This window comes from Paraburkholderia sp. SECH2 (assembly GCF_030464795.1).
Lineage (GTDB): Bacteria > Pseudomonadota > Gammaproteobacteria > Burkholderiales > Burkholderiaceae > Paraburkholderia > Paraburkholderia aspalathi.
On record NZ_JALPRH010000006.1, the window covers coordinates 190,399 to 213,992 of the forward strand.

The window sequence follows — 23,594 nt, forward strand, 5'->3', positions numbered from 1 at the left end:
CGGTGCGAGCAAAAAACACCGTCCGGCATGAGCGATATTTGAAGCAGGCAGGGTAGCAGCGCGTCAGTAGGCACAGGAGTGACGAACACGCGCGGCGCAATGAGAAACGCTATGGCAATTACGTTGACCGAAAAGGCAGCACAGCACGTCCAGAAGTATCTGACTCGCCGCGGCAAGGGTGTCGGGCTGCGCGTAGGCGTGCGCACCACGGGGTGCTCGGGTTTGGCCTACAAGCTCGAGTACGTGGATGAACTGACGCCCGAAGACGAAGTGTTCGACTGCAACGGCGTGAAGATCATTGTTGACCCGAAGAGCCTCGCTTATATCGACGGTACCGAACTCGACTTCGCACGCGAAGGGTTGAACGAAGGCTTCAAGTTCAACAACCCGAACGTGAAGGACGAGTGCGGTTGCGGCGAATCGTTCCGCGTGTAAATCGGCTCACTCCGCGTGCAGCGGATCAAAGGCGGCGCGTGCCGCCTTTTTAGTTTCATCCGCGCATCCGGGTTGGTTTTTTTGGCTGACTTAGTCGCTGAGAATCCGCCGGCGAGTCTCCACAGCGCTTTCGATCCGCGTTTTTAGCCTGCACTCCGGTGCGCTTTCCTGAACGGACTCCTTTTATCCGATGGCCTCGCTGAACGACAGCCACTTCGACCTGTTCGATCTGCCGGCGCAATTCGCGCTCGACGCAGCGGCACTCGATCACGCCTACCGCACGGTGCAGGCGCAAGTGCATCCGGACCGCTTCGCGGCGGCCGGCGACGCGCAAAAGCGCATCGCGATGCAATGGGCGACGCGCACCAACGAGGCATATCAGACGCTGCGCGATCCGTTGAAGCGCGCGACCTATCTGTTGCACCTGCGCGGCATCGACGTCGGCGCGCATGACAACACGGCGATGGAGCCGGCATTCCTGATGCAGCAGATGGAGTGGCGCGAAGGCATTGAAGACGCGGCCGCGGCGAAGAACGTCGATGCGCTCGACGCCTTGCTGACCGAACTCCGCGACGAAGAGCGCATGCGTTTCGACAAGCTCGGCGCGCTGCTCGACAGCGGCGCAAATCAGGCGGCGGGCGAGGCAGTGCGGCAGTTGATGTTCATCGAGCGGGTGGCGTCGGAAATCGGCACGCAGATCGAGCGGCTCGAGAACTAGCGGTTAGGCGGCCCGGTGCCGCCGCGCATGAATACGCAGCGATAACAGCCGTAGCAATACATCCAGCAACGCAAAAATTCAGGACGGGGCCCAGCGGCTCCGAGAAGATCCAGATGGCCCTACTGCAAATCTCTGAACCCGGCATGGCGCCGGCGCCCCATCAGCGGCGTCTGGCGGTCGGTATCGATCTCGGCACCACCAATTCCCTCGTTGCCGCCGTGCGCAGCGGCGTGCCGGACGTGCTGCCCGACGAAGACGGCTATGCGCTGCTGCCGTCGGTGGTGCGTTACCTGGAAAAGGGCGGCCGCCGCATCGGCCGCACGGCCAAGGCCGAAGCCGCGACCGATCCGCGCAACACGATCGTGTCCGTCAAGCGCTTCATGGGCCGCGGCAAGGCGGAAGTAGAAGGCGCCGAGAACGCGCCGTACGATTTCATCGACGCGCCCGGCATGGTGCAGATCCGCACCGTCGACGGCGTGAAGAGCCCGGTCGAAGTGTCGGCGGAAATTCTTGCGACGCTGCGCCAGCGTGCCGAAGACACACTCGGCGACGAACTGGTCGGTGCCGTCATTACCGTGCCCGCCTATTTCGACGAAGCGCAGCGCCAGGCGACCAAAGATGCCGCGCGTCTCGCTGGCTTGAACGTACTGCGTCTCCTGAACGAGCCGACCGCGGCCGCGATCGCCTACGGCCTCGATAACGGTTCCGAAGGTCTCTACGCGGTCTACGACCTCGGCGGCGGCACCTTCGATCTGTCGATTCTGAAGCTCACCAAAGGTGTGTTCGAAGTACTCGCGGCGGGCGGCGATTCCGCGCTCGGCGGCGACGATTTCGACCATGCCCTGTATCGTCACGTGCTGGAGCAGGCGGGCATCGCGCCGCAAACGCTCGCACCGGAAGATGTCCGCCTGCTGCTCGACAGCGTACGCGTGACCAAGGAGGCGTTGTCCGACGCGCCGAATGCGAAGGTACAGGCAACGCTCTCGAACGGCACCCAGATCGATCTGACGGTCGACGAGGCCACTTTCGAGGCCATCACTCAGGCACTGGTTCAGCGCACGCTTGGGCCGACGAAAAAAGCACTGCGCGACGCGAAGGTTGTGACCAAGGACATCAAGGGCGTGGTGCTGGTCGGCGGCGCGACGCGCATGCCGGTGATCCGCCGCGCGGTCGAGTCGTTCTTCGGCCAGCCGCCTTTGATCAACCTCGACCCAGATCAGGTCGTCGCGCTCGGCGCGGCGATCCAGGCCGATCTGCTCGCGGGCAATCGCGGCGCCGACGGCGACGACTGGCTGCTGCTCGACGTGATTCCGCTGTCGCTCGGCGTCGAAACAATGGGCGGTTTGACCGAGAAGATCATCCCGCGTAATTCGACGATTCCGGTCGCTCGCGCGCAGGATTTCACGACCTTCAAGGACGGCCAGACGGCCATGGCGATCCACGTCGTGCAAGGCGAGCGCGAGCTCGTCAGCGATTGCCGTTCGCTCGCGCGTTTCGAGCTGCGCGGCATTCCGCCGATGGCCGCCGGTGCGGCGCGGATTCGCGTCACGTATCAGGTCGACGCGGACGGCCTGCTGTCCGTGTTCGCACGTGAACAGGGCTCGGGCGTGGAAGCGTCGGTGGTGGTCAAGCCATCCTACGGCCTCGCCGACGACGACATCGCCCGCATGCTCGAAGAAAGCTTCTCGACCGCCGAAGTCGACATGCGTGCTCGCGCGCTGCGCGAAGCGCAAGTCGAAGCGCGCCGACTCGTCGAAGCCACCGACGCGGCCCTCGCTGCTGACGCCGAATTGCTCGACGACAGCGAACGAGCCGAACTCGACACGCTGCTCACAGCATTGCGCAGCATCGCCGGAAGCGACGACGTCGACGCAATCGAAGCCGCGACCAAAACGCTTGCCGAAGGCACCGACGAATTCGCCGCCCGCCGCATGAACAAGGGCATTCGCCGCGCGCTGGCCGGCCGCAAGCTCGACGAGATTTGAGCGTCTTGCGGCGTGGCCGCGCGATGCGCGCCAGCCGGCAATGAACCGCGCCGCACGGACTTAAAAAGTCCGCGTGGCGCCAGTAAAATGGTACGGAGCCTGTTTGCGGCCGCCGTGCCGCAGACCCAAACGGAAAATGTATGCCTCAAATCGTTGTGCTGCCCCACGTCGAACTGTGCCCGGAAGGCGCGGTGATCGATGCCGTGCCCGGCAAGAGCATCTGCGACAATCTGCTCGAACACGGCATCGAAATCGAGCACGCGTGCGAGAAGTCCTGCGCGTGCACGACTTGTCACGTGATCGTGCGTGAGGGTTTCGCCGCCTTGACGCCGTCCGAGGAAGACGAGGACGATCTGCTGGACAAGGCGTGGGGGCTCGAACCGGCCTCGCGTCTGTCGTGCCAGGCGATGGTGCCGGCCGAGCAGGATCTGGTTGTCGAGATCCCGCGCTACTCGATCAATCACGCGAAGGAAAATCACTAACTGGAGGATGCAGCCATGAAGTGGACCGATACGCAAGACATCGCGATGGCCCTGACTGACAAGCACCAGGACATCGATCCGCAGCAGGTGCGCTTCACTGATTTGCACCGTTGGGTCACCGAGCTGGAAGGTTTCGACGACGATCCTAACCGGTCGAACGAAAAGATCCTCGAAGCGATTCAGGCTGCATGGATCGAAGACGCGGATTACTGAGCGGGCAGTATGCTCGGTGGTTCCGTGGCGGCGGGGCGCGATTGATTCCGCTCCGGCTGCGGCAAAGAAAAAGGCGATTCCATTGGAATCGCCTTTTTTAACGCCTGGAGAATCTTCAGGTGGTCAGCTTGCCACGAGCGTGCCGTTTTCGACTCGCACGCGCTGGCCTTGCTGGAACGGCGGCGCTTCGTGATACGTGAAGTAGCGCGTCTTGCCGCTTTCCATCCGCACCCGCACCGAATAGGACGTCGTGCTGCGGATGTGCTTTTCGACCGAGTTACCGGCCAGGCCGCCACCGAGTGCGCCCAGCACCGTCATCGCGGTACGGCCGTTGCCGCTGCCGAACTGGTTGCCGACTACGCCGCCGGCCACGGCGCCGCCGACCGCACCGATACCCGTGCCATGGCCTTCCTGACGGACCGCCGAGATGCCTTCGACCGTGCCGCAGGTCGAGCAGTAGGCCGGTTGCGACGGCTGTTGCTGGGCGTACTGCGGTGCCGGCTGTGCCTGTTGCTGTTGAGCGTACTGTTGTTGCTGCTGTGTCGGCGCCGGAGCGCGTTGAGGCGCCTGTTGCTGCGCTGCCTGCTGTTGCGCTTCGGCCTGCGCGGCTGCCTGTTGAGCGGCCGGATTTGCCGGCGCCGCCGAATCGACCACGCCCGGTTGGGTGCTCACTTGCGCCGCCTGGGTCTGATCGGTTTGCGAGCCGCTGCTCGACGCCTTCGGGAACAGGCCCGTGACGGCCGCTGTCGCGGCAAGACTTGCGATGATCACTGCGCCCGCAGCAGTAGCGACGAGCGGGTGAAGACGACGTTGTTGCGTGGGCTTGGTATCTGGATTATCCATATTGGCCTCCGTCTGGAGCAGAGTCGACTGTTATTGAGACTGAGTGTCGGGCAAATCGATCCCGCAAGGGTTTCAATTTGTAACCATTTCCGGGCAATCATCGCAGCGCTTTCGCGTCAAAGCGCGCGCAGCGCAGCGGGGCGCCTGATTCCTTGCGGGTCCGCAGCAACTTAAGAAAACCCCGGCCCAGCGGGGAATACGCGCTTTTTACCGATGGTTACAAACCGTCAGCTTTCGGCTGCCAGTGTTTTTCACAAGCCGCAAGAAAAAACGCCCGACATCAAGCCGGGCGTTTTTCTTTTACGAACCTCGCAACGATCAGTCTTCGCGGCGCAGATGCGGGAACAGAATCACGTCGCGAATGCTCGGGCTGTCGGTCAGCATCATGACCAGACGGTCGATGCCGATGCCGCAACCGCCGGCCGGCGGCATGCCGTACTCCAGCGCGCGGATGTAGTCGGCGTCGTAGAACATCGCTTCTTCGTCGCCGGCGTCTTTCTGGTCGACCTGCTTCTTGAAGCGGGCGGCCTGGTCTTCCGGATCGTTCAGCTCCGAGAAACCGTTGGCGATTTCACGGCCCGTGATGAACAGCTCGAAACGCTCGGTGATGCCATCGAACTTATCCGACGCGCGTGCCAGCGGCGACACTTCGATCGGGTAGTCGATGATGAAAGTCGGCTCCCACAATTGCGATTCGGCGGTCTCTTCGAACAGCGCCAGTTGCAACGCGCCGACGCCGGCGTTCAGGAACTGCGGCTGCGATGCGTCCACGCCGAACTTCTTCAGTTCCGTGCGCAGGAAGGCGTCGTCGCCGAGTTGCGCGTCCGTGTACTGCGGCGCGTACTTCTGGATCGCCTGGCTGATCGTCAAGCGATGGAAGGGCTTGGCCAGATCCAGCTCACGCCCCTGATAGGTGATCGTCGCGTTGCCGAGCGCATCGACCGCCGCCTGGCGGATCAGCTGCTCGGTGAAGTCCATGATCCACTTGTAATCGGTGTACGCCGCGTAGAACTCGATCATCGTGAATTCCGGATTGTGGCGGACCGACACGCCCTCATTGCGGAAGTTACGGTTGATCTCGAACACACGCTCGAAGCCACCGACCACGAGGCGCTTCAGATACAGTTCCGGCGCGATGCGCAGGAACATCTGCATATCGAGCGCGTTGTGGTGCGTGGTGAACGGCTTGGCCGCCGCGCCGCCCGGAATCGGGTGCAGCATCGGCGTTTCGACTTCCATGAAGTCGGCGTCCGCCATGAACTTGCGGATCGACGACATCGCCTTGGTGCGTGCGACGAAGGTCTTGCGCGTTTCCGGCGTGACGATCAGGTCGACGTAGCGCTGGCGGTACTTCATTTCCTGGTCGGCGAGACCATGGAACTTGTCCGGCAGTGGACGCAGCGACTTCGACAGCAAACGCAGTTCGGTGCAACGCACCGAGAGTTCGCCCTTGTTGGTGCGGAACAGCACGCCGCGCGCCGCGACGATGTCGCCCATGTCCCACTTCTTGAAGGCGTCGTACGTTTCCTGGCCGACGTCGGCGGGCGTGATGAAGAACTGGATCTGACCCGAACCGTCACGCACGGTTGCGAAGCTCGCCTTGCCCATCACGCGCTTGAGCATCATGCGGCCGGCGATCGCGACTTCGAGCGGATTCGCTTCGAGTGCTTCCTTGTCGGTCTCGGCGTACTGCGTTTGCAGATCTTCGGCGTGATGCGTAGGGCGGAAATCGTTCGGATAGGCGACGCCTTGCTCACGCAGTTCGCGCAGCTTTTCGCGGCGCTCGGCCATGATCTTGTTGTCGTCGCCCTCGGGCGCGGCATTAGGCTGGGTCGGTTCGGTCATGATGGTTTGGTATTCGGTGGCCCGCACCAGGATCGTCCGCATGCGGGTGGCCAGTCAGTAAAAAACGTCAGGCGCTATAACAAAGATGCAAAGATATGGCGCGGCGATGTCAGGCATGCCGCGCCGGTTGCGCTTAGACGCCCTGTTTCAGGCTGGCGCTGATGAACGGATCGAGGTCGCCGTCGAGCACGCTCTTGGTATTGCTGATTTCGACGTTGGTGCGCAGATCCTTGATACGGCTGTTGTCCAGCACGTACGAACGGATCTGGTGACCCCAGCCCACGTCGGTCTTGCCGGCTTCGAGCTTGTCCTGCTCGGCCTGACGTTTGCGGATTTCCGCTTCGTACAGGCGCGATTTCAGCATGGCCATGGCTTCGGCGCGGTTGCGGTGCTGTGAACGGTCGTTCTGGCACTGCACGACGATGCCCGACGGCATATGCGTAATCCGCACGGCCGAATCGGTCTTGTTGATGTGCTGACCGCCCGCGCCGGACGCGCGGTACGTGTCGATGCGCAGATCGGCCGGGTTGATGTCGACTTCGATCGAATCGTCGATTTCCGGGTACACGAACACCGACGAGAACGACGTATGGCGGCCGCCGGACGAATCGAACGGCGACTTGCGCACGAGGCGGTGCACGCCGGTTTCGGTGCGCAAAAAGCCGTATGCGTATTCGCCTTCGATCTTGATCGTGGCGTTCTTGATGCCCGCGACGTCGCCTTCGGTCTGTTCCAGCACTTCGGTCTTGAAGCCCTTGCGCTCGCAGTAGCGCAAGTACTGGCGCAACAGCATGGACGCCCAGTCGCACGCTTCGGTGCCGCCGGCGCCGGCTTGAATGTCGAGGAAGGCGTTGTTCGGGTCGGCCGGATTCGCGAACATCCGGCGGAATTCCATGTCGGCGACACGTTGTTCGATGCCTTGCGCGTCTGATTCGCAGGCGACGAGGGTTTCCTCGTCGCCTTCTTCGCGGGCCATGTCGAACAGGTCCTGCGCGTCGCGCAAGTCGTTATCGAGTGACGTGAGTTTGCCGACGGTGTCGTCGAGCAGCTTTTTTTCCCGGCCGAGGGCCTGGGCGTGCTTCGAGTCGTTCCAGACGTCCGGGTCTTCGAGTTCCCGGTTGACTTCGATCAGACGTAATGCCTTGTCGTCGTAGTCAAAGATACCCCCGTAGCGAGTCCGCGCGCGTGCGCAGGTCCGCCAGTGAGGCTTCGATCGCGTTGAGACGTTCCGCTTCCATGTCGATCTTTTATAGCTTCGTAAAAAGGGGAAATTATAGCCGATCGGCGCCCCGCGCCGGAGGCTCTTGAGCGATCCGGCGCGGGTTTGGGGTTGATTTTGCGGTGATTTTCGACGCCGTTGCGCATCCTGCGGGCATCTCGAGCAACGTGCTAACTCGCCGCGTGCTCGACGATCAATTGCACTCGCGACACGCCATTCCACGTGTCGCTGGCGAGCCTGTAGGCGACGATGGTGCGTGCCGGCAGCGTATCGGTGTGATTGAACCAGATCGCGTTGAAGCGCTGGCGACCGCGCACCAGTTGCAGCTTCAGATGCTTGTCTTTCACCAGCGCCTGCGACGCAATGTCGAATTCGCCGGAAAACACCGGCGCCGGGAAGCCCTGGCCCCATACGGCGGCGTCGAGCATTTCGACGAATTGCGGTGTGAAGTAGGCGTCTTCGAGTTCGCCGTCGGTTTCGACCGTGCGCGACAGCGCCTCTTCGGAGAGCCATTCGCGGCCCACGGCCTCGAACGCGGCGGTGAAGCGCGGCACGTCGGCGGCGGCCATCGTTAGACCCGCCGCCATTGCGTGGCCGCCAAATTTGACGATCAGGCCTGGCTCGCGCTTCGAGATCAGATCGAGCGCGTCACGCAGATGGAAGCCCGAGATCGAGCGGCCCGAGCCTTTGACGAGCTGGCCGCTATCGTCGGCGAGCGCGAACGTGAACGACGGGCGGTGGAATTTCTCCTTCAACCGTCCGGCGACGATGCCGATCACGCCCTGGTGCCAGCTTGGATTGAACAGGGTGATGGTGGTCGCGCCCTCAGGATTGATCGCCGAGAGGTCTTCGAGCGCCTGCTGCTGCATGCCTGCTTCGATTTCGCGGCGCTCGCGGTTCATCGTGTCGAGCTGCTGTGCGAGATCCCATGCACGGCCGATGTCGTCGGTGGTCAGGCACTCGATGCCGAGCGACATGTCCGACAGGCGGCCGGCCGCATTCAGACGTGGCCCGAGCGCGAAACCGAGGTCGAAGCCCGACGCGCTGCGGGCGTCGCGCGCTGCGGCGCGAAAGAGGGCGGCGATGCCCGGCTGCATCTTGCCTTTGCGAATCCGCTGCAGACCTTGCGCGACCAGTACGCGGTTATTGCCGTCGAGCTTGACCACGTCGGCCACCGTGCCGAGCGCGACCAGATCGAGCAGGCCGTCCAGACGGGGCTCGGGGAAGTCGTCGTTGAAGGCGCCGCGGCGGCGCAATTCCGCGCGCAATGCCAGCAGCACATAAAACATCACGCCGACGCCGGCGATGCACTTGCTCGGGAACGTGCACCCCGGCTGGTTCGGATTGACGATCGCGCGGGCTGCCGGTAATTCGTCGCCGGGGAGGTGGTGATCGGTGACCAGCACGTCGATGCCGAGCGCATTGGCCGCTTCCACACCATCGACGCTGGCGATGCCGTTATCGACCGTAATCAGCAGTTCCGGCTTGCCCGATGCACTGCGAGCGGCTAGCGCGACGATCTCAGGCGTGAGGCCATAGCCGTATTCGAAGCGGTTCGGCACCAGATATTCGATCTGGCCGCCGAACATGCGCAGGCCGCGCACCGCGACCGCGCAGGCGGTGGCGCCATCACAGTCGTAGTCGGCGACCACCAGCATGCGGCGCTTGTTCTGGATCGCGTCGGCGAGCAGCGCGGCCGCGTCTTCGCAGCCTTTGAGCCCGGCGGGCGGCACGAGCCGGGCGAGACCGGTTTCGATTTCATCCGGCATGCACACGCCGCGCGCGGCGTACAGGCGCGCAAGCACCGGATGCAGGCCGTGGCGGGTGAGGACTTCGGCGTCGACGGGTGACGAGGCGCGCGTAACGATTCGAGTCATTCGGAGAGGCCGTGGATCATTCGATAGGTCATTCGATAAACAGCGAGGCGAACACGCGCCGTCGCCAGAATTTGCGCAGGTCGCCGCGCGTGATCGTGAGCGTCACCGAGCCGGTGTCGCCGCACAGCGTCAGGGCGAGTTCGTTTAACTGGCCGGATTGCAGTGCCTGGAGCGCGGGCTCGAACCAGTCGGTTTGCAATGCGGCGAAGGCGTCGTTCCAGCGCGCCCAGTCCTGCTCGATGTAGGGCGTGGAGAAAGGATCGAGTTCGACCAGCGTGGCGCCGTTGGCATGTGTGTCGGCGGACGTGCTAACTGACGCGCCACCCGACGTGTTGCCCGAGGCGCCGTTCGCCGCCGTAGCGGCCTGGAACGCCGCAAACGACGCCGGCGGCGCCGCGGTCTGGACGCCCGAAGTCATGGCGAGGCCACGCGTGGCCGCCGCGTCGGAAAATACCCGCGCGAACGGGCTCGTCACCGGCTGCGCCGCGCCTTGAGCGTGAAACCAGATCGAGTTGACAGCCGGCAGGCCGCGCGCCTCGCGCGCTTCATTGACGGGATGCTCGAACCATGCCATCTGGACTTCGTTCTGCAGCTTCATCCAGGCGCGTGAACGGTCGCCGGAATGGGCCTCGTGCGGCAGCCAGATTTCGATGTTGCGGCCGCTCGCGCGCAACGGTGACGCTCCTGCCAGCGTGCCGAAGCCGTCGCCCGACAGGTACCAGCGCGCGGGCTTCGGCGCTTCGATGCGCACGCCGAGTTCCTCGATCAACGGCCGGGCGATCGCCAGCAGCACGCTGGCTTCGTCGTCGGACAGTTCGAGCGAGGCCGGATCGATCAGCACCAGATGGTCGTGAGCGATACGCACGTGCACCGGTTGCACGCAGGCCCACGTGGCGTTGCCGGGTTCGCCGCCGTCTGCGCGCAGCATGTACGGGGCAAGCGGCGCTTCGTCGGCGGCAGCTGCGCCGCTCGGCAGCGCGCCGAACTGGCGCGCCACCCAGCGCTCGTGCGGCAGCGTGCGCTGAAAATCTTCACCGACCACCCGTTCGACCAGCGTCGCACGGGCGATCAGCCGGTCGAGGGCTGGACTCTGAATATCGTGCAGGGCGGTGGAGGCGTCCGCTGCGGCGGGCAGCGCGAAGGGCAGGAGAAGATGAAGACGGTTGGCGTGCATGATGCTGCGCATTGTAGGGCAAAGAGTGCGAGTATTCAGACCATATCGGCGGATTCGGGCACCCCCATCCGGGCCTCGCCGATGGCAGCAGCCGCGCGCGGCGGCACCGCGCCCATGACGAGGGAGACCGACATGTCGCGTGAACTGAAAACCGAGCAGGAACTGCTCGGATTGGTCGTGCAGGCGCTCGACGCCAATCCGGCCACGGCCGGCTGGATCCCGACCGGATTCCACGAGACCGTCGAGGATGAGGACGGCTGCAACTGGGATATCACCCATCTGCATCGCGACCGTAAGGATGCGGAAGTGCGCGACGTGGCGGCCAGCGAGGCGGCCGGGATCATCAATGGTCTGAGGAGTCGCTATAACCTGCGCTAGGGTGTGGGCGGCTCGAGGCGGCGGGCGGGCCGGTTGTCGCCGCGAGCGTTGTGCTCGATGCCGCCGGCAGGCCTGTGCGTTCGCCGTGAACCCCGCGTGCAAGGCCTTTGCGTGTGTTCGCGGCATTGTATGGCAAACTTCGCGCTTGATTGACGGCAGTGGCGGCAGTGGCGGCAGGGACGGGGCGATGGCTCCGGTGGCGCGGGGGTTGCTTGGGGCACTGGAGCGCACCGGAACGTCATACCGGAACCATCCGGGTTGCCGCGACACCAATCATCACGACGCTCGGGGCCGCATGACAGCCGCAAGCTGCCGCCGCCATGCGCGGCAAAAGGCCCGCGAGCAGACGAAGAACGCAGAAAAGGATTCGCTTGAAATTTCCCTACGAATGGCAGATTGGCTGGCGCTACACCCGCGCCGGCAAACGCACGACCGGTAACGGCTTCATTTCCTTCATCGCGCTCGTGTCGATGTCGGGCATTGCGCTCGGCGTCGCGGCGCTGATCGTCGTGTTGTCCGTGATGAACGGCTTCCAGAAAGAGGTGCGCGACCGGATGCTGTCGGTGCTGGCGCACGTCGAAATCTTTTCGCCGACCGGTTCGATGCCTAACTGGCAATTGACTGCCCAGGAAGCGCGCCAGAACAAGGAAGTGATCGGCGCGGCGCCGTATGTCGAAGCGCAGGCGCTGCTCACGCGCCAGGACGCCGTGAGCGGCGTGGCGCTGCGCGGCGTCGAGCCTACGCTCGAACCCGAAGTGTCCGACATCGGCAAGGAAATGAAGGGCGGCAAGCTGACCGACCTCGTGCCGGGCGACTTCGGCATCGTGCTGGGCGCGGACCTCGCCACCAATCTCGGTGTGGCGGTCAACGACAAGATCACGCTGGTCGCGCCCGAAGGCACCATCACGCCCGCCGGCATGCTGCCTCGGCTGAAACAGTTCACGGTGGTGGGCATCTTCGAGTCGGGGCATTACGAATACGACAGCACGCTCGCGCTGATCAATATCAAGGACGCGCAGGCGCTGTTCCGGCTATCCGCGCCGACTGGCGTGCGGCTGCGCCTGACCGACATGCAGCGGGCGCCGGAGGTCGCGCATCAACTGGCGCGCAGCCTGTCCGGCGATTTGTATATTCGCGACTGGACCCAGCAGAACAAGACCTGGTTCTCGGCGGTGCAGATCGAAAAACGCATGATGTTCATCATTCTCACGCTGATCATCGCGGTCGCGGCGTTCAATCTGGTGTCGTCGCTGGTGATGACGGTGACCAACAAGCAGGCCGACATCGCGATTCTGCGCACGCTCGGGGCGCAGCCCGGCTCGATCATGAAGATATTCGTGGTGCAGGGCGTGACGATCGGCTTTATCGGCACGGCGACCGGCGTCGCGCTCGGCTGCCTGATTGCGTGGAGCATTCCGTGGCTCGTGCCGATGATCGAGCATCTGCTCGGCGTGCAGTTCCTGCCGCCGTCTGTGTATTTCATCAGCGAACTGCCGTCTGAACTGATTCCCGCCGACGTGGCGCGGATCGGCATCATCGCGTTCGTGATGTCGGCGCTGGCGACGCTTTATCCGAGCTGGCGTGGTGCGAAAGTCCGTCCTGCGGAGGCACTGCGCTATGAATGACCGTTCCACTAGCCTGGCCATGGCCGATCAAAATAACGCGCTGCATCCCTATGTGCTGGAAGCGACCGGCATTTCGAAGTCGTTCGTGCAGGGCGGCCTCAATGTGCAGGTCCTCAACAACGCGCAACTGAATGTCCGGCGCGGCGAAAAGCTGGCGATCGTCGGCGCGTCGGGGTCCGGCAAGAGCACGCTGCTGCATGTGCTCGGCGGCCTCGACGATCCAAGTGCCGGTCATGTTTCGGTAATGGGCAAGCCCTTTACGAAGCTCTCCGAGCGCGAACGCAACGATCTGCGTAATCGCGCGCTCGGGTTCGTGTATCAGTTCCACCATCTGCTGCCCGAATTCACCGCGCTCGACAACGTCGCCATGCCGCTGCGGATCCGCCGGATGACGACCGAAGCCGCGCGGCGCGAAGCGCTCGCGGTGCTGGAGCGCGTCGGCATGGGACATCGGGCGAAGCATCGTCCAGGTGAGCTGTCGGGCGGCGAGCGTCAACGTGTCGCGATCGCGCGGGCGCTGGTGACAAAACCCGCTTGCGTACTCGCCGACGAACCCACCGGCAATCTGGACGGCGGCACCGCCGACACCGTGTTCAACCTGATGCTCGAACTGTCGCAAACGCTCGACACCAGCTTCGTGATCGTCACGCACGATCCGGAACTGGCCGGACGTTGCGACCGGATCATGCGCTTGCGCGACGGCGTGTTGTACGAAGAGCCGCCGGTGCCGGTTTAAGCACCGCGCGGAACGTAAGCGTTGCTCCGCCACCTCTGTCACTAACGAGGCGCGCCATGTGGATCGATACGCACTGCCATCTCGACGCTTCGGAATTCAACGCCGATCGCGACGAAGTCGCCGATGCGGCGCGTCGAGTGGGCGTGGGGCGTATCGTGATTCCCGCGATCGGTCGCGAGAACTTCACGACGGTGCGTGAACTCGCGCACCGTGTCGATGGCGGCGCGTATGCGCTGGGCATTCATCCACTTTTTACGCCGGGCGCGCAGGACAGCGATCTCGACCTGCTGCGCATGGAAATCGAGGCGAGTCTCGACGATCCGCTGTTCGTCGGCATCGGCGAGATCGGCCTCGATTATTTCGTCGAAGGTCTCGACGATGTGCGCCAGCAGTTCTTCTACAACGGTCAACTTCAACTGGCGCGCGAGTTCGATCTGCCGGTGATTTGCCACGTGCGCAAATCGCAGGATCAGGTGATCAAAGGGTTGCGGCGGCATCAGATCCATCGCGGCATCGCACACGCTTTCAACGGTAGTTTCCAGCAGGCTCAGGCGTATATCGACCAGGGCATGCATCTCGGTTTCGGTGGCAATCTGACCTTCGAACGAGCGCGGCAAATCCGCCGTCTTGCCGAGCAATTGCCGTTCGATGCGCTGGTCGTCGAGACCGACGCGCCGGACATCGCGCCTTCCTGGATGTACAAACAGCGCAACTCGCCGGATCAGATTCCGGCCATCGGCGCGGGCCTCGCGCAACTGCGCGGCATGAGCGCCGACGAAACCGCCCTAGGCACAACGGCTAACGCGCTCGCCGCGCTGCCGCGGCTCGCACTTTCCTCTGCATAATTGAACGCGATGGTTTGAGTGATTCGCGCCGGGCGGAACACATGCCTGGCGGGATTGCTGACGCCTGCTCGCTGTGCGTTGCGCCGTCCGGCGATGGCTGGGCGGAGGGCGGATGCGGGCATGGTGGTGCGGGTTTGCGTTGGGCGTGTTCTGGCTGCAGCGGCAGGCGGTGTTGCCGGATGGGGGTGGATGGTGCGTGCTGGTGCTGCTTGGGTGCGTTGCGATTCTCATGGCGGCGTGGGGATTGCGCCGTGGCTCTTATGGCGAAGTGAGTTGCGGTTCTTCGGAGAAAGCGTGCGTCGATTCTCCCGACAGGGTGTGCGGCAACGCGCCGGACGGGGTGTGCTGCGACTCCTCGGGCGAGGTGTGTCGCGATGTGTCGGGCGGATTGCGCTGGGGTGCTTCTGTGGTCGCGGACACGCGTGCGGCAGTCGTGAATTCGCGCGTGAGGCGCGTCTTGTTCAGCGCGCGCTTGCGTTCGGGCGTGGGCTGGAGTGCGGTGTGGATTGCGGCCTTATGTGTGGGCTTTGGCTATGCTGCCTGGCGCGCAGAAACTCGGCTCGCGGTGAGCTTGCCGAGCGCGTGGGAGGGGCGCGATATCGACGTCGTCGGCAGTATCAAGGGGCTGCCGTCACGCAATGAAAAGGGGGCGCGTTTCCTCTTCGAAGTCGAGTCGGCGAATGCACCGATCGCCGCGTTTCCACGCGTGATCCAACTGTCGTGGATTGCGGAAGATGCGCCTGCGCCGTTGCTCGAACCAGGCGAACGCTGGCGGCTGACCGTGCGGCTCAAACGTCCGCACGGCAATGCGAACTTTGGCGTGCGCGATGCCGAAGCCAGCTTGCTGGCGCGCAATGTACGCGCCACCGGCTATGTGAGCGCACCGGCTCACGCCGTGCGTTTGCCTGGCAACGCACATGGCGTAGGCGTGACGGTCGATCGCTGGCGCGCCGCGCTGCGGGCGCGCATCGGCACGGTGCTCGCCGACGCGCCACATCGTGGGATCGTGGTGGCGCTCGCCATCGGCGCGCAGGACGAAGTCAGCGCGGCCGACTGGCTGTTGATGCGCGGCACGGGCACCAGTCATCTGGTGGCGATTTCTGGCTTGCATATTGGTTTTGTAGCGGGACTGGCGGCGTGGCTCGCTGGAGCGGTGTGGCGGCGCTCGGGGTTCATCGGTCGCAACTGGCCGTTGCTGCTGCCAGCGCAGGTCGTCGCGGTGGCGGGCGGCGCGTTGTTCGCGGGGCTGCATGCGGCGTTGGCCGGGTTCAACGTGCCGGCGCAGCGTGCGTTGTGGATGGCGGGTGTCGTTGCGCTCGCGTTTATCAGTGGGCGCAACGTCGCGCGATCGGTGGTGTTGGCGTGGGCCTTGGGGTTGGTGCTGCTGATTGATCCTTGGGCGGTCGTGTCGGCGGGATTCTGGTTGTCGTTCTGCGCGGTGGCTGCGATTCTGTTCGCGATGTCGGGGCGGCCTCGTGTGCAGGATCATGAGCAGCGCCGTGACGAAGAAGGTGAAGGCGTCGTGACGCCGACAAGGCTCTCGCGCCTGTGGTCCGGCCTGTGCCGTCGCGTTCGCGCTTTCGGTGAGCGCCTGCGCAGCGCCGCGCATGTGCAGTTCGCGGTAACGGTCGCGCTTGCGCCGCTCACCGTTTACTGGTTCGCGCAGATTCCACTAATCGGCCCGCTTGCGAATGCTTTCGCGATTCCATGGGTGAGCCTGCTGGTGACGCCGGCGGTTTTGGCGGGCGTCGCGTTGCCCGCGCCATTCGATGCCTACGCCTTTCGCGCCGCGCACACCTTGCTCGACCTGCTCGCCGCAGGCTTGCAGATGCTGTCCGGCCCGGCATGGACGCTCTGGCGATTGCCGCAGCCGGACGCGTGGACCCTTGCCGCGGCGGCGGTAGGCGTTCTCTGGTGTCTGGCGCCGCGCGGCTGGCCGCTGCGCTGGGCCGCACCGCTGACGTGGCTGCCACTGCTGCTACCGGCGCCGCCCGGCCCGCCGAATGGCAGCTTCCGTCTGACGGCGCTCGACGTCGGTCAAGGCACCTCCGTGCTGGTCGAAACCGCGCACCATGCGCTGTTGTTCGACGCCGGGCCGGGGCCTGAATCGACGCACGCTGGAGAACGGGTTGTCGTGCCGTTTTTGCAGGCGCATGGCGTCAGGACGCTCGATACGCTGCTCATCAGCCACGCCGACTCTGACCACTCGGGCGGCGCACCGGCTGTACTGGACGCGATCGAGGTGCGTCAAATGATGGCGGCGTTGGCGCCGGCGAATCCGTTGTGGTCGAACGCAAGGCAACGCGGCGCGGATACGCTGCCCTGTGCGGCGGGGCAGCGCTGGCAGTGGGACGGCGTCGAGTTCGCGATGCTCTGGCCCGATCCCGGGCCGCTGCAAGGCAAGCCGAACGCGCATTGCTGCGTGTTGCGGGTGAGTACGGTGTCTGCTGAGGCGAGGTTGCCTGCCACGACGAACCTGCCGGCCGCGGTGAGCATGACGCTTGCGCAGGGCCGAGCGGCCCCCGAGAGCATGCCGGCCGAAAATGTTAAACCGACGCCAATACGCATAACTGCCTTGCTGACGGCCGACATCGAAGCGCCGGTCGAACGCATCCTGCTCGCGCGCGATCGCGACGCGTTGCGCGCCCAGGTGCTGGTCGTGCCACATCACGGGAGCAAGACCTCGTCGACCGAGCCGTTCCTCGACTCTATCGACCCGCTCGTCGCGCTATTTCAGGTAGGCTATCGCAACCGATTTCATCATCCGAATACGGGTGTGTTCGAGCGTTACAAGGCACGGCACATCGAGCTTGCGCGCAGCGATGCGGACGGCGCGGTGCGGGTCGATGTGAGCCCGGATTCCAAAATGGATTTCGGCCCAGGTCTCAACCTGAGCGTCGCGCCCGAGGGAAGCCCGGGAGTCAGCACGGGAACCGCCCCAGACCTGAACAGCGCCGCACTGACGCTCGAACGCTATCGCGACACGCAACGCCGCTACTGGATGGATCGCTGATGGATCACTGACCGTACAGATAGAACAAACGCGCCGCTGGACTTGGAACCAGGATGAAAAGCCAGGAGCCAATCCGGCGTGCCAAAACAGAACGGAGATAGTCGCAGTTGAAAAACATCATCCACTTCTCGCACGCGAACGGTTTTCCGGCGTCGACCTACCGGACGATCTTCGCCGAACTCGCCGACGACTATGAACTGCGCTCGATCGAGCGCATCGGTCACGACGCGCGTTATCCCGTCACGCAAGACTGGCCGCATCTGGTCGAGCAATTGCTCGACGACATCGGCCGCTCGTACGAGCAGCCGGTGTGGCTGGTCGGCCATTCGCTGGGCGGCTATCTGTCGCTGATGGCCGCGTTGAAAAAGCCGCAGTGGGTGAGGGGCGTGGTGATGCTCGATTCGCCGGTAATCGCGGGCTGGCGCAGCAGCATGCTGCGCGTATCGCAATGGACCGGACTCGACGAGCGCCTGTCGCCGGCGGCCGCGACCCGCACGCGTCGCACGCAGTGGGCGAGCCGTGACGAAGCATGGCGGCATTTCCACTCAAAGCCGGCGTTCGCGCGCTGGGACGAGCGCATGCTGTCCGACTACATCGACTTCGGCATCCCGCAGAGCTCGCTCGACGGCGGTCGTTCGCTCGCTTTCGACCGGCGCACTGAGTATCAGATCTACAAGACCTTGCCGCATACGCTCGGCCCCCGGCTTGCGCGCGGCGCCCCGGTGCCGGTGGGCTTCATCGCCGGCACGCGTTCGAAGGAGGTGCGCCAGGCGGGTCTGGACGCCACGCGCCGCGCGACTGGCGGTCATGTGGAATGGATCGAAGGCAGCCATCTGTATCCGATGGAAAAACCACTCGAAACCGCGCGCGCGGTGCAGCGGATGCTGCGCGAACTGGAGCGGGGCGCCTGACCGCACGCCTCGCCGGGGCAAAAAAACGGTGCATGATCGGCGCACGGCAATTGCTGCCGCCGTAGCATCGGTACGTGCAGATGTCGCTCGGATTTTGCTGGGTTGAGACCCTGCTTTACGGTATAATCCGTTTTTCCCGCGAGCATCCAGCGATGACCAAATATGTTTTCGTCACCGGCGGCGTAGTATCTTCCCTCGGCAAGGGTATTGCCGCCGCTTCCCTCGCCGCGATCCTCGAATCGCGCGGTCTTAAAGTCACCCTCCTCAAGCTCGATCCCTACATCAACGTCGACCCCGGCACGATGAGTCCGTTTCAACACGGCGAAGTGTTCGTGACGGAAGACGGAGCGGAGACTGACCTCGACCTTGGCCACTATGAGCGCTTCATCAGCACGAAGATGCGCAAGGCCAACAACTTCACCACAGGCCAGATTTACGAATCGGTGATCCGCAAGGAACGCCGCGGCGACTATCTTGGCAAGACGGTGCAGGTCATTCCGCATATCACGAACGAAATCCAGGCGTTCATCGAACGCGGCGCGGCTTCCGCGACGTGCGGTGAGCCGGACGTCGCCATCGTCGAAGTAGGCGGCACCGTGGGCGACATCGAATCGCTGCCGTTCCTCGAGGCCGCACGTCAGATGAGCCTGCGCATGGGCCGCAACAGCGCGTGCTTCGTGCACCTCACACTGGTGCCTTGGGTCGCCACCGCAGGCGAGCTGAAAACCAAGCCTACCCAACACAGCGTGCAGAAGCTGCGTGAAATCGGTATTTCGCCGCACGTGCTGCTGTGCCGCGCCGACCGCCGCATTCCGGACGACGAGCGCGCGAAGATCTCGATGTTCTCGAACGTGCCGGAAGACGCGGTGATTTCCGTGTGGGACGCCGACAGCATCTACAAGATCCCGCAAATGCTGCACGACCAGGGTCTGGACGCGATCATCTGCGAAGAGCTCAAGCTCACGCCGAAGCCGGCCGACCTGGCAATGTGGTCCGATCTCGTCGAAAAGCTCGAGAACCCGAAGCACGAAGTCACGATCGGCATGGTCGGCAAGTATGTCGATCTGACCGAGTCGTACAAGTCGCTGATCGAAGCGCTGCGCCATGCGTCGATGCATACGTCGACCAAGGTCAACATCGAGTACATCGATTCGGAAGAGATCGAGACGCAAGGCGTCGAGAGCCTCAAGCATCTGGATGCGGTGCTCGTGCCGGGTGGCTTCGGTCGTCGCGGCACCGAAGGCAAGATCGCTGCGATCCGCTACGCACGCGAAGCGAAGGTGCCGTATCTCGGCATCTGCCTCGGCATGCAACTGGCTGTGATCGAATTCGCCCGCGACGTGGTCGGCCTGAAAGATGCGAACAGCACCGAGTTCGATCAGGAAACCGAAAACCGCGTGGTCGCACTGATCACCGAGTGGTACGACCGTGAAGGCAAGGTCGAGAAGCGCACCGAAGAATCGGATCTGGGCGGCACGATGCGCCTCGGTTCGCAACGCTGCCCGATCAAACCCGGCACGATGGCCGAAGAGATCTATGGCAAGGATGTGAACGAACGCCATCGTCACCGTTATGAAGTCAATAACCGCTTCGTGCCCCAGCTCGAAGCCGGTGGCCTTATCATCAGCGCCCGTACCCCGAGTGAAGATCTGCCGGAAATGATGGAATTGCCGCGCAGCATGCACCCGTGGTTCGTCGGCGTGCAGTTCCACCCGGAATTCACGTCCACGCCGCGTGATGGCCATCCGCTGTTCAAGTCGTTTGTCGAAGCGGCGCTCGCGCATCAGCAGCCGCGCGTGGCGACGGAAGTTGGGGAGAAAGCATGAAACTGGGCGATTTCGAAATCGGGCTCGACAAGCCGTTTTTCCTGATCGCGGGCACCTGTGTCGTCGAATCCGAACAGATGACGATCGACACGGCGGGCCGGCTGAAGGAAATCTGCGCGAAGCTGAACATTCCGTTCATCTACAAATCGTCGTACGACAAGGCCAACCGCAGCAGCGGCAAGTCGTTCCGCGGTCTGGGCATGGACGAAGGTTTGCGCATTCTGTCGGAAGTGAAGCGTCAGCTCGGTTTGCCGGTGCTGACCGACGTGCACGCCGAGCACGAGATCGAGCAGGTTGCGTCGGTGGTCGACGTCCTGCAAACGCCTGCTTTCCTGTGCCGTCAAACGGACTTCATCCACGCTTGCGCGCGTTCGGGCAAACCGGTCAACATCAAGAAAGGCCAGTTTCTCGCACCGCACGACATGAAGAACGTGATCGACAAGGCGCGTGATGCGGCGCGTGAAGCCGGTCTCTCGGAAGACCGCTTCATGGCGTGCGAACGCGGCGTGTCGTTCGGCTATAACAACCTCGTGTCGGACATGCGATCGCTTGCGATCATGCGCGAAACCAACGCGCCAATCGTGTTCGACGCCACCCACTCGGTGCAGTTGCCGGGCGGGCAGGGCACGAGCTCGGGCGGTCAGCGCGAATTCGTGCCGGTGCTGGCGCGCGCCGCGGTTGCCGTCGGCGTCTCGGGTCTCTTCATGGAAACCCATCCGAAGCCTTCGGAAGCCAAGTCGGACGGCCCGAACGCGGTGCCGTTGCATCGCATGGCCGATCTGCTCGAAACGCTGGTGACGCTCGATCAGGCCGTCAAGCGCGCGCCGTTCCTCGAAAGCGATTTCAACTGATTCAGGCGTTCGCGGGGTGTCACGATCGGCGCGCATAATTGGCCCGATCGGCTCAGTTGGCACGCGGCGAATGCACGCAATGGTCGTCGAAAGCATCGGGGCGCGTAGTGTGCTGGGGAGACCGGTGCAGTTTCACAGTAAAGAATTCAACGTCATTTCTTGAGGAAACCATGAGTGCTATCGTAGATATCATCGGTCGAGAGATTCTCGATTCGCGAGGCAACCCCACCGTCGAATGCGACGTGCTGCTCGAGTCGGGCACGATGGGCCGCGCTGCGGTGCCGTCGGGTGCATCGACGGGCTCGCGCGAAGCGATCGAACTGCGGGACGGCGAAGCCGGCCGTTACGGTGGCAAGGGCGTGCTGAAGGCTGTCGAGCATATCAACACCGAAATCTCCGAAGCGATCATGGGCCTCGACGCTTCCGAGCAGGCCTTCCTCGACAAGACCCTTCTGGAACTCGACGGCACGGACAACAAGTCGCGCCTCGGCGCGAACGCGATGCTGGCTGTGTCGATGGCCGTCGCGAAGGCTGCTGCTGAAGAAGCCGGCCTGCCGCTGTACCGCTACTTCGGCGGCTCGGGCGCGATGCAATTGCCGGTGCCGATGATGAACATCGTCAACGGCGGCGCGCACGCGAACAACAGCCTGGACATCCAGGAATTCATGATTGTGCCGGTCAGCCAGCCGACCTTCCGCGAAGCACTGCGCTGCGGCGCCGAAGTGTTCCACGCGCTGAAGAAGATCCTGAGCGACCGCGGCATGAGCACGGCCGTGGGCGACGAAGGCGGTTTCGCACCGAACTTCGGCAGCAACGACGAATGCCTGTCGACCATCCTGCAAGCTATCGAAAAGGCGGGCTACCGCGCCGGTGAAGACGTGCTGCTCGCGCTCGACTGCGCAGCGAGCGAGTTCTACCACGACGGCAAGTACCAGCTGGCGGGCGAAGGCCTGCAACTGTCGTCGACGGAATTCGCTGACTATCTCGCGAACCTCGCCGACAAGTTCCCGATCGTTTCGATCGAAGACGGCATGCACGAAAGCGACTGGGCCGGCTGGAAGATCCTGACCGACAAGCTCGGCAAGAAGGTGCAACTGGTGGGCGACGACCTGTTCGTCACCAACACGCGCATCCTGAAGGAAGGCATCGAGAAGGGCATCGCCAACTCGATCCTGATCAAGATCAACCAGATCGGTACGCTGACGGAAACCTTCGCGGCGATCGAAATGGCGAAGCGCGCCGGCTACACGGCCGTGATCTCGCACCGCTCGGGTGAGACCGAAGATTCGACGATCGCGGATATCGCGGTCGGCCTGAATGCCGGTCAGATCAAGACGGGTTCGCTGTCGCGTTCGGACCGGATCTCGAAGTACAACCAGTTGCTGCGCATCGAAGAAGACCTCGGTGATATCGCCAGCTATCCGGGCAAGTCGGCGTTCTACAATCTGCGCTAAATGGATTGTTCGCTAGCGCTGACCGATGAACCGGTTATCTTTCGTTTCTGATTGACCCCGCCGCCCTGCGTATAGCGCAGGGCGGCGTGTATTTATTGTGCTTACTTCATGCGGCTTGTCACTGCTGTCCTGATCGTTCTGCTGGCGCTCATCCAGTATCCGCTCTGGTGGGGGCATGGCGGCTGGTTGCGCGTGCACGAGTTGCAGCAGCAACTGGCGCAGCAACTGCAGAAGAATGCCGACTCGAAGCTGCGCAATGAGCGTATCGAAGGCGAAGTCCAGGATTTGCAGAACGGCACCGCGGCGGTGGAAGAGCGGGCGCGTTACGAAATGGGCATGGTGAAGGACAGCGAAGTGTTCGTGCAGTTCGTTGCGCCGAACGCGCCGTTGCCGGCTGCGAACACGCCTTCGGTTACCACGTCTACGCGTGGCGTGGTGTCGGCGGCGCCGCTGCATATGGTGCCGAACCCGGAGTCGCGCGCGAAGCCGGATCGCAAGCATGGCGGCAAAGCGTCGGCAGAGAAGAAGCCCGCGCACTGAGCGCAGAAACGAACGAAAACGCGAGCGTAAAAGCGCGTAGAAAGAAAAAAAGCCGCCCGTGGGGCGGCTTTTTTATCGGCATTGGAATAAGAAGAACGGCATACCTCTCAATCGCCGCATCGTTAATGCCTCACTTTAGGCGTGCCAGTTTCGGCTTACCAGCCCCAATACGGCGAGTAGCCTACGCCGACACCCGTACCCCAGCCGTGCCCCCAGCCCCCGCCGTAATAGCTGCCGTACACGCTGACAGGCGGCGAGTAATAACGCGAGTACGCTTGAGCCGCGTTCTCGGCGGCAATGGCCTGATTCTGATCGGAGAGCACCTGACGGTCGATCGCATCATAGCGCTGGCGTTCTTCCGGCGTGAGCGGGCGGGCGGTGCTGGCCATACCCGACTGGTCGGCCGGCAGGCGGCTATAAATCGGCGATGGCCCCGGTGGGTCCATCACGCAACCCGTAAGCGCGGCGCTGCCGGCGATGACTGCCAGCACGGTCAACGAGCGTATGCAATGCTTGAGCGAAGTAGGAATGTTCATTTTTGATCTCCATCGGTCGGATGCCTAAGCAAAACTTGCGCAACGCGCACCGCCCGGGATCCAACTCAACGATCGACGATAACGCGCC

21 protein-coding genes are annotated in these 23,594 nt (G+C 63.5%); 15 read left to right on the forward strand and 6 right to left on the reverse strand.

The annotated features are described in order from the left end of the window. Positions 1-111 precede the first annotated feature (111 nt). The 5 genes from iscA to iscX all read left to right on the forward strand — a co-directional run bounded on the left by iscA (position 112) and on the right by iscX (position 3,833). Positions 112-435 (forward strand): iron-sulfur cluster assembly protein IscA, encoded by a 324-nt coding sequence (gene iscA / locus M0D66_RS13815; RefSeq protein WP_200650629.1) that lies wholly within the window; start codon positions 112-114, stop codon positions 433-435. Between the two features lie 190 nt (positions 436-625). Further along, positions 626-1,153: a Fe-S protein assembly co-chaperone HscB gene (hscB, locus tag M0D66_RS13820; RefSeq protein ID WP_093633554.1), complete on the forward strand. Its 528-nt coding sequence runs from the start codon at positions 626-628 to the stop codon at positions 1,151-1,153. 113 nt (positions 1,154-1,266) lie between these two features. Further along, complete coding sequence (hscA, locus tag M0D66_RS13825; RefSeq protein WP_211706228.1) at positions 1,267-3,138, forward strand: Fe-S protein assembly chaperone HscA; 1,872 nt, start codon at positions 1,267-1,269, stop codon at positions 3,136-3,138. 140 nt (positions 3,139-3,278) lie between these two features. Beyond that, positions 3,279-3,620 carry an ISC system 2Fe-2S type ferredoxin gene (gene fdx / locus M0D66_RS13830; protein WP_012433562.1) on the forward strand — a complete coding sequence of 114 codons (342 nt, stop codon included), beginning with the start codon at positions 3,279-3,281 and terminating at the stop codon, positions 3,618-3,620. A 15-nt stretch (positions 3,621-3,635) separates the two neighbouring features. Then, entirely contained in the window at positions 3,636-3,833 is a 198-nt protein-coding gene (gene iscX / locus M0D66_RS13835) for a Fe-S cluster assembly protein IscX (RefSeq protein WP_007181290.1), read from the forward strand. Positions 3,834-3,956: 123 nt separating this feature from the next. Here iscX and M0D66_RS13840 read toward each other — a convergent pair whose 3' ends face one another. From M0D66_RS13840 to M0D66_RS13860, 5 genes are all read right to left on the reverse strand, one after another. Continuing rightward, the gene (locus M0D66_RS13840; RefSeq protein WP_200573953.1) at positions 3,957-4,676 is read right to left on the reverse strand and encodes a glycine zipper 2TM domain-containing protein; all 720 of its coding nucleotides are present in this window, start codon (positions 4,674-4,676) and stop codon (positions 3,957-3,959) included. Positions 4,677-4,994: 318 nt separating this feature from the next. Then, positions 4,995-6,521 carry a lysine--tRNA ligase gene (gene lysS / locus M0D66_RS13845; RefSeq protein ID WP_211706267.1) on the reverse strand — a complete coding sequence of 509 codons (1,527 nt, stop codon included), beginning with the start codon at positions 6,519-6,521 and terminating at the stop codon, positions 4,995-4,997. A gap of 133 nt (positions 6,522-6,654) precedes the next feature. Then, positions 6,655-7,759, reverse strand: a protein-coding gene (gene prfB / locus M0D66_RS13850) for a peptide chain release factor 2 (protein ID WP_200650626.1) whose coding sequence is annotated in 2 segments (ribosomal slippage) — positions 6,655-7,677 and positions 7,679-7,759 — 1,104 coding nt in all. Because the reading frame shifts where the segments join, the coding sequence is not laid out codon by codon here. Positions 7,760-7,910: 151 nt separating this feature from the next. Continuing rightward, positions 7,911-9,617: a single-stranded-DNA-specific exonuclease RecJ gene (recJ, locus tag M0D66_RS13855; protein WP_211706229.1), complete on the reverse strand. Its 1,707-nt coding sequence runs from the start codon at positions 9,615-9,617 to the stop codon at positions 7,911-7,913. Positions 9,618-9,645: 28 nt separating this feature from the next. Beyond that, complete coding sequence (locus tag M0D66_RS13860) at positions 9,646-10,803, reverse strand: regulator (protein ID WP_266210906.1); 1,158 nt, start codon at positions 10,801-10,803, stop codon at positions 9,646-9,648. A gap of 120 nt (positions 10,804-10,923) precedes the next feature. Here M0D66_RS13860 and M0D66_RS13865 point away from each other — a divergent pair, with 120 nt between their 5' ends. The 10 genes from M0D66_RS13865 to ftsB all read left to right on the forward strand — a co-directional run bounded on the left by M0D66_RS13865 (position 10,924) and on the right by ftsB (position 22,970). Beyond that, complete coding sequence (locus tag M0D66_RS13865) at positions 10,924-11,169, forward strand: hypothetical protein (protein ID WP_093633549.1); 246 nt, start codon at positions 10,924-10,926, stop codon at positions 11,167-11,169. Between the two features lie 371 nt (positions 11,170-11,540). After that, positions 11,541-12,794 carry a lipoprotein-releasing ABC transporter permease subunit gene (locus tag M0D66_RS13870; RefSeq protein WP_093633548.1) on the forward strand — a complete coding sequence of 418 codons (1,254 nt, stop codon included), beginning with the start codon at positions 11,541-11,543 and terminating at the stop codon, positions 12,792-12,794. Beyond that, on the forward strand, positions 12,787-13,530 hold the full coding sequence (gene lolD, locus M0D66_RS13875; protein WP_093633547.1) for a lipoprotein-releasing ABC transporter ATP-binding protein LolD: 744 nt from the start codon (positions 12,787-12,789) through the stop codon (positions 13,528-13,530). The genes M0D66_RS13870 and lolD overlap by 8 nt, the downstream gene beginning before the upstream one ends. Before the next feature lie 56 nt (positions 13,531-13,586). After that, on the forward strand, positions 13,587-14,375 hold the full coding sequence (locus M0D66_RS13880) for a TatD family hydrolase (RefSeq protein WP_211706231.1): 789 nt from the start codon (positions 13,587-13,589) through the stop codon (positions 14,373-14,375). A 112-nt stretch (positions 14,376-14,487) separates the two neighbouring features. Further along, the gene (locus M0D66_RS13885; RefSeq protein WP_266210907.1) at positions 14,488-17,388 is read left to right on the forward strand and encodes a DNA internalization-related competence protein ComEC/Rec2; all 2,901 of its coding nucleotides are present in this window, start codon (positions 14,488-14,490) and stop codon (positions 17,386-17,388) included. A 107-nt stretch (positions 17,389-17,495) separates the two neighbouring features. Beyond that, on the forward strand, positions 17,496-18,299 hold the full coding sequence (locus M0D66_RS13890) for an alpha/beta fold hydrolase (protein WP_093633544.1): 804 nt from the start codon (positions 17,496-17,498) through the stop codon (positions 18,297-18,299). A gap of 152 nt (positions 18,300-18,451) precedes the next feature. Continuing rightward, positions 18,452-20,125 (forward strand): CTP synthase, encoded by a 1,674-nt coding sequence (locus M0D66_RS13895; protein ID WP_093633543.1) that lies wholly within the window; start codon positions 18,452-18,454, stop codon positions 20,123-20,125. Then, positions 20,122-20,976: a 3-deoxy-8-phosphooctulonate synthase gene (gene kdsA, locus M0D66_RS13900; RefSeq protein ID WP_093633542.1), complete on the forward strand. Its 855-nt coding sequence runs from the start codon at positions 20,122-20,124 to the stop codon at positions 20,974-20,976. Before M0D66_RS13895 ends, kdsA begins: the two co-directional genes overlap by 4 nt. Before the next feature lie 170 nt (positions 20,977-21,146). Beyond that, complete coding sequence (gene eno / locus M0D66_RS13905; protein WP_054038196.1) at positions 21,147-22,430, forward strand: phosphopyruvate hydratase; 1,284 nt, start codon at positions 21,147-21,149, stop codon at positions 22,428-22,430. Positions 22,431-22,538: 108 nt separating this feature from the next. Further along, on the forward strand, positions 22,539-22,970 hold the full coding sequence (ftsB, locus tag M0D66_RS13910; protein ID WP_093633541.1) for a cell division protein FtsB: 432 nt from the start codon (positions 22,539-22,541) through the stop codon (positions 22,968-22,970). Between the two features lie 155 nt (positions 22,971-23,125). Here ftsB and M0D66_RS13915 read toward each other — a convergent pair whose 3' ends face one another. Next, positions 23,126-23,506, reverse strand: coding sequence for a hypothetical protein (locus M0D66_RS13915; RefSeq protein ID WP_093633540.1), 381 nt, complete (start codon positions 23,504-23,506; stop codon positions 23,126-23,128). Between the last annotated feature and the right edge of the window lie 88 nt (positions 23,507-23,594).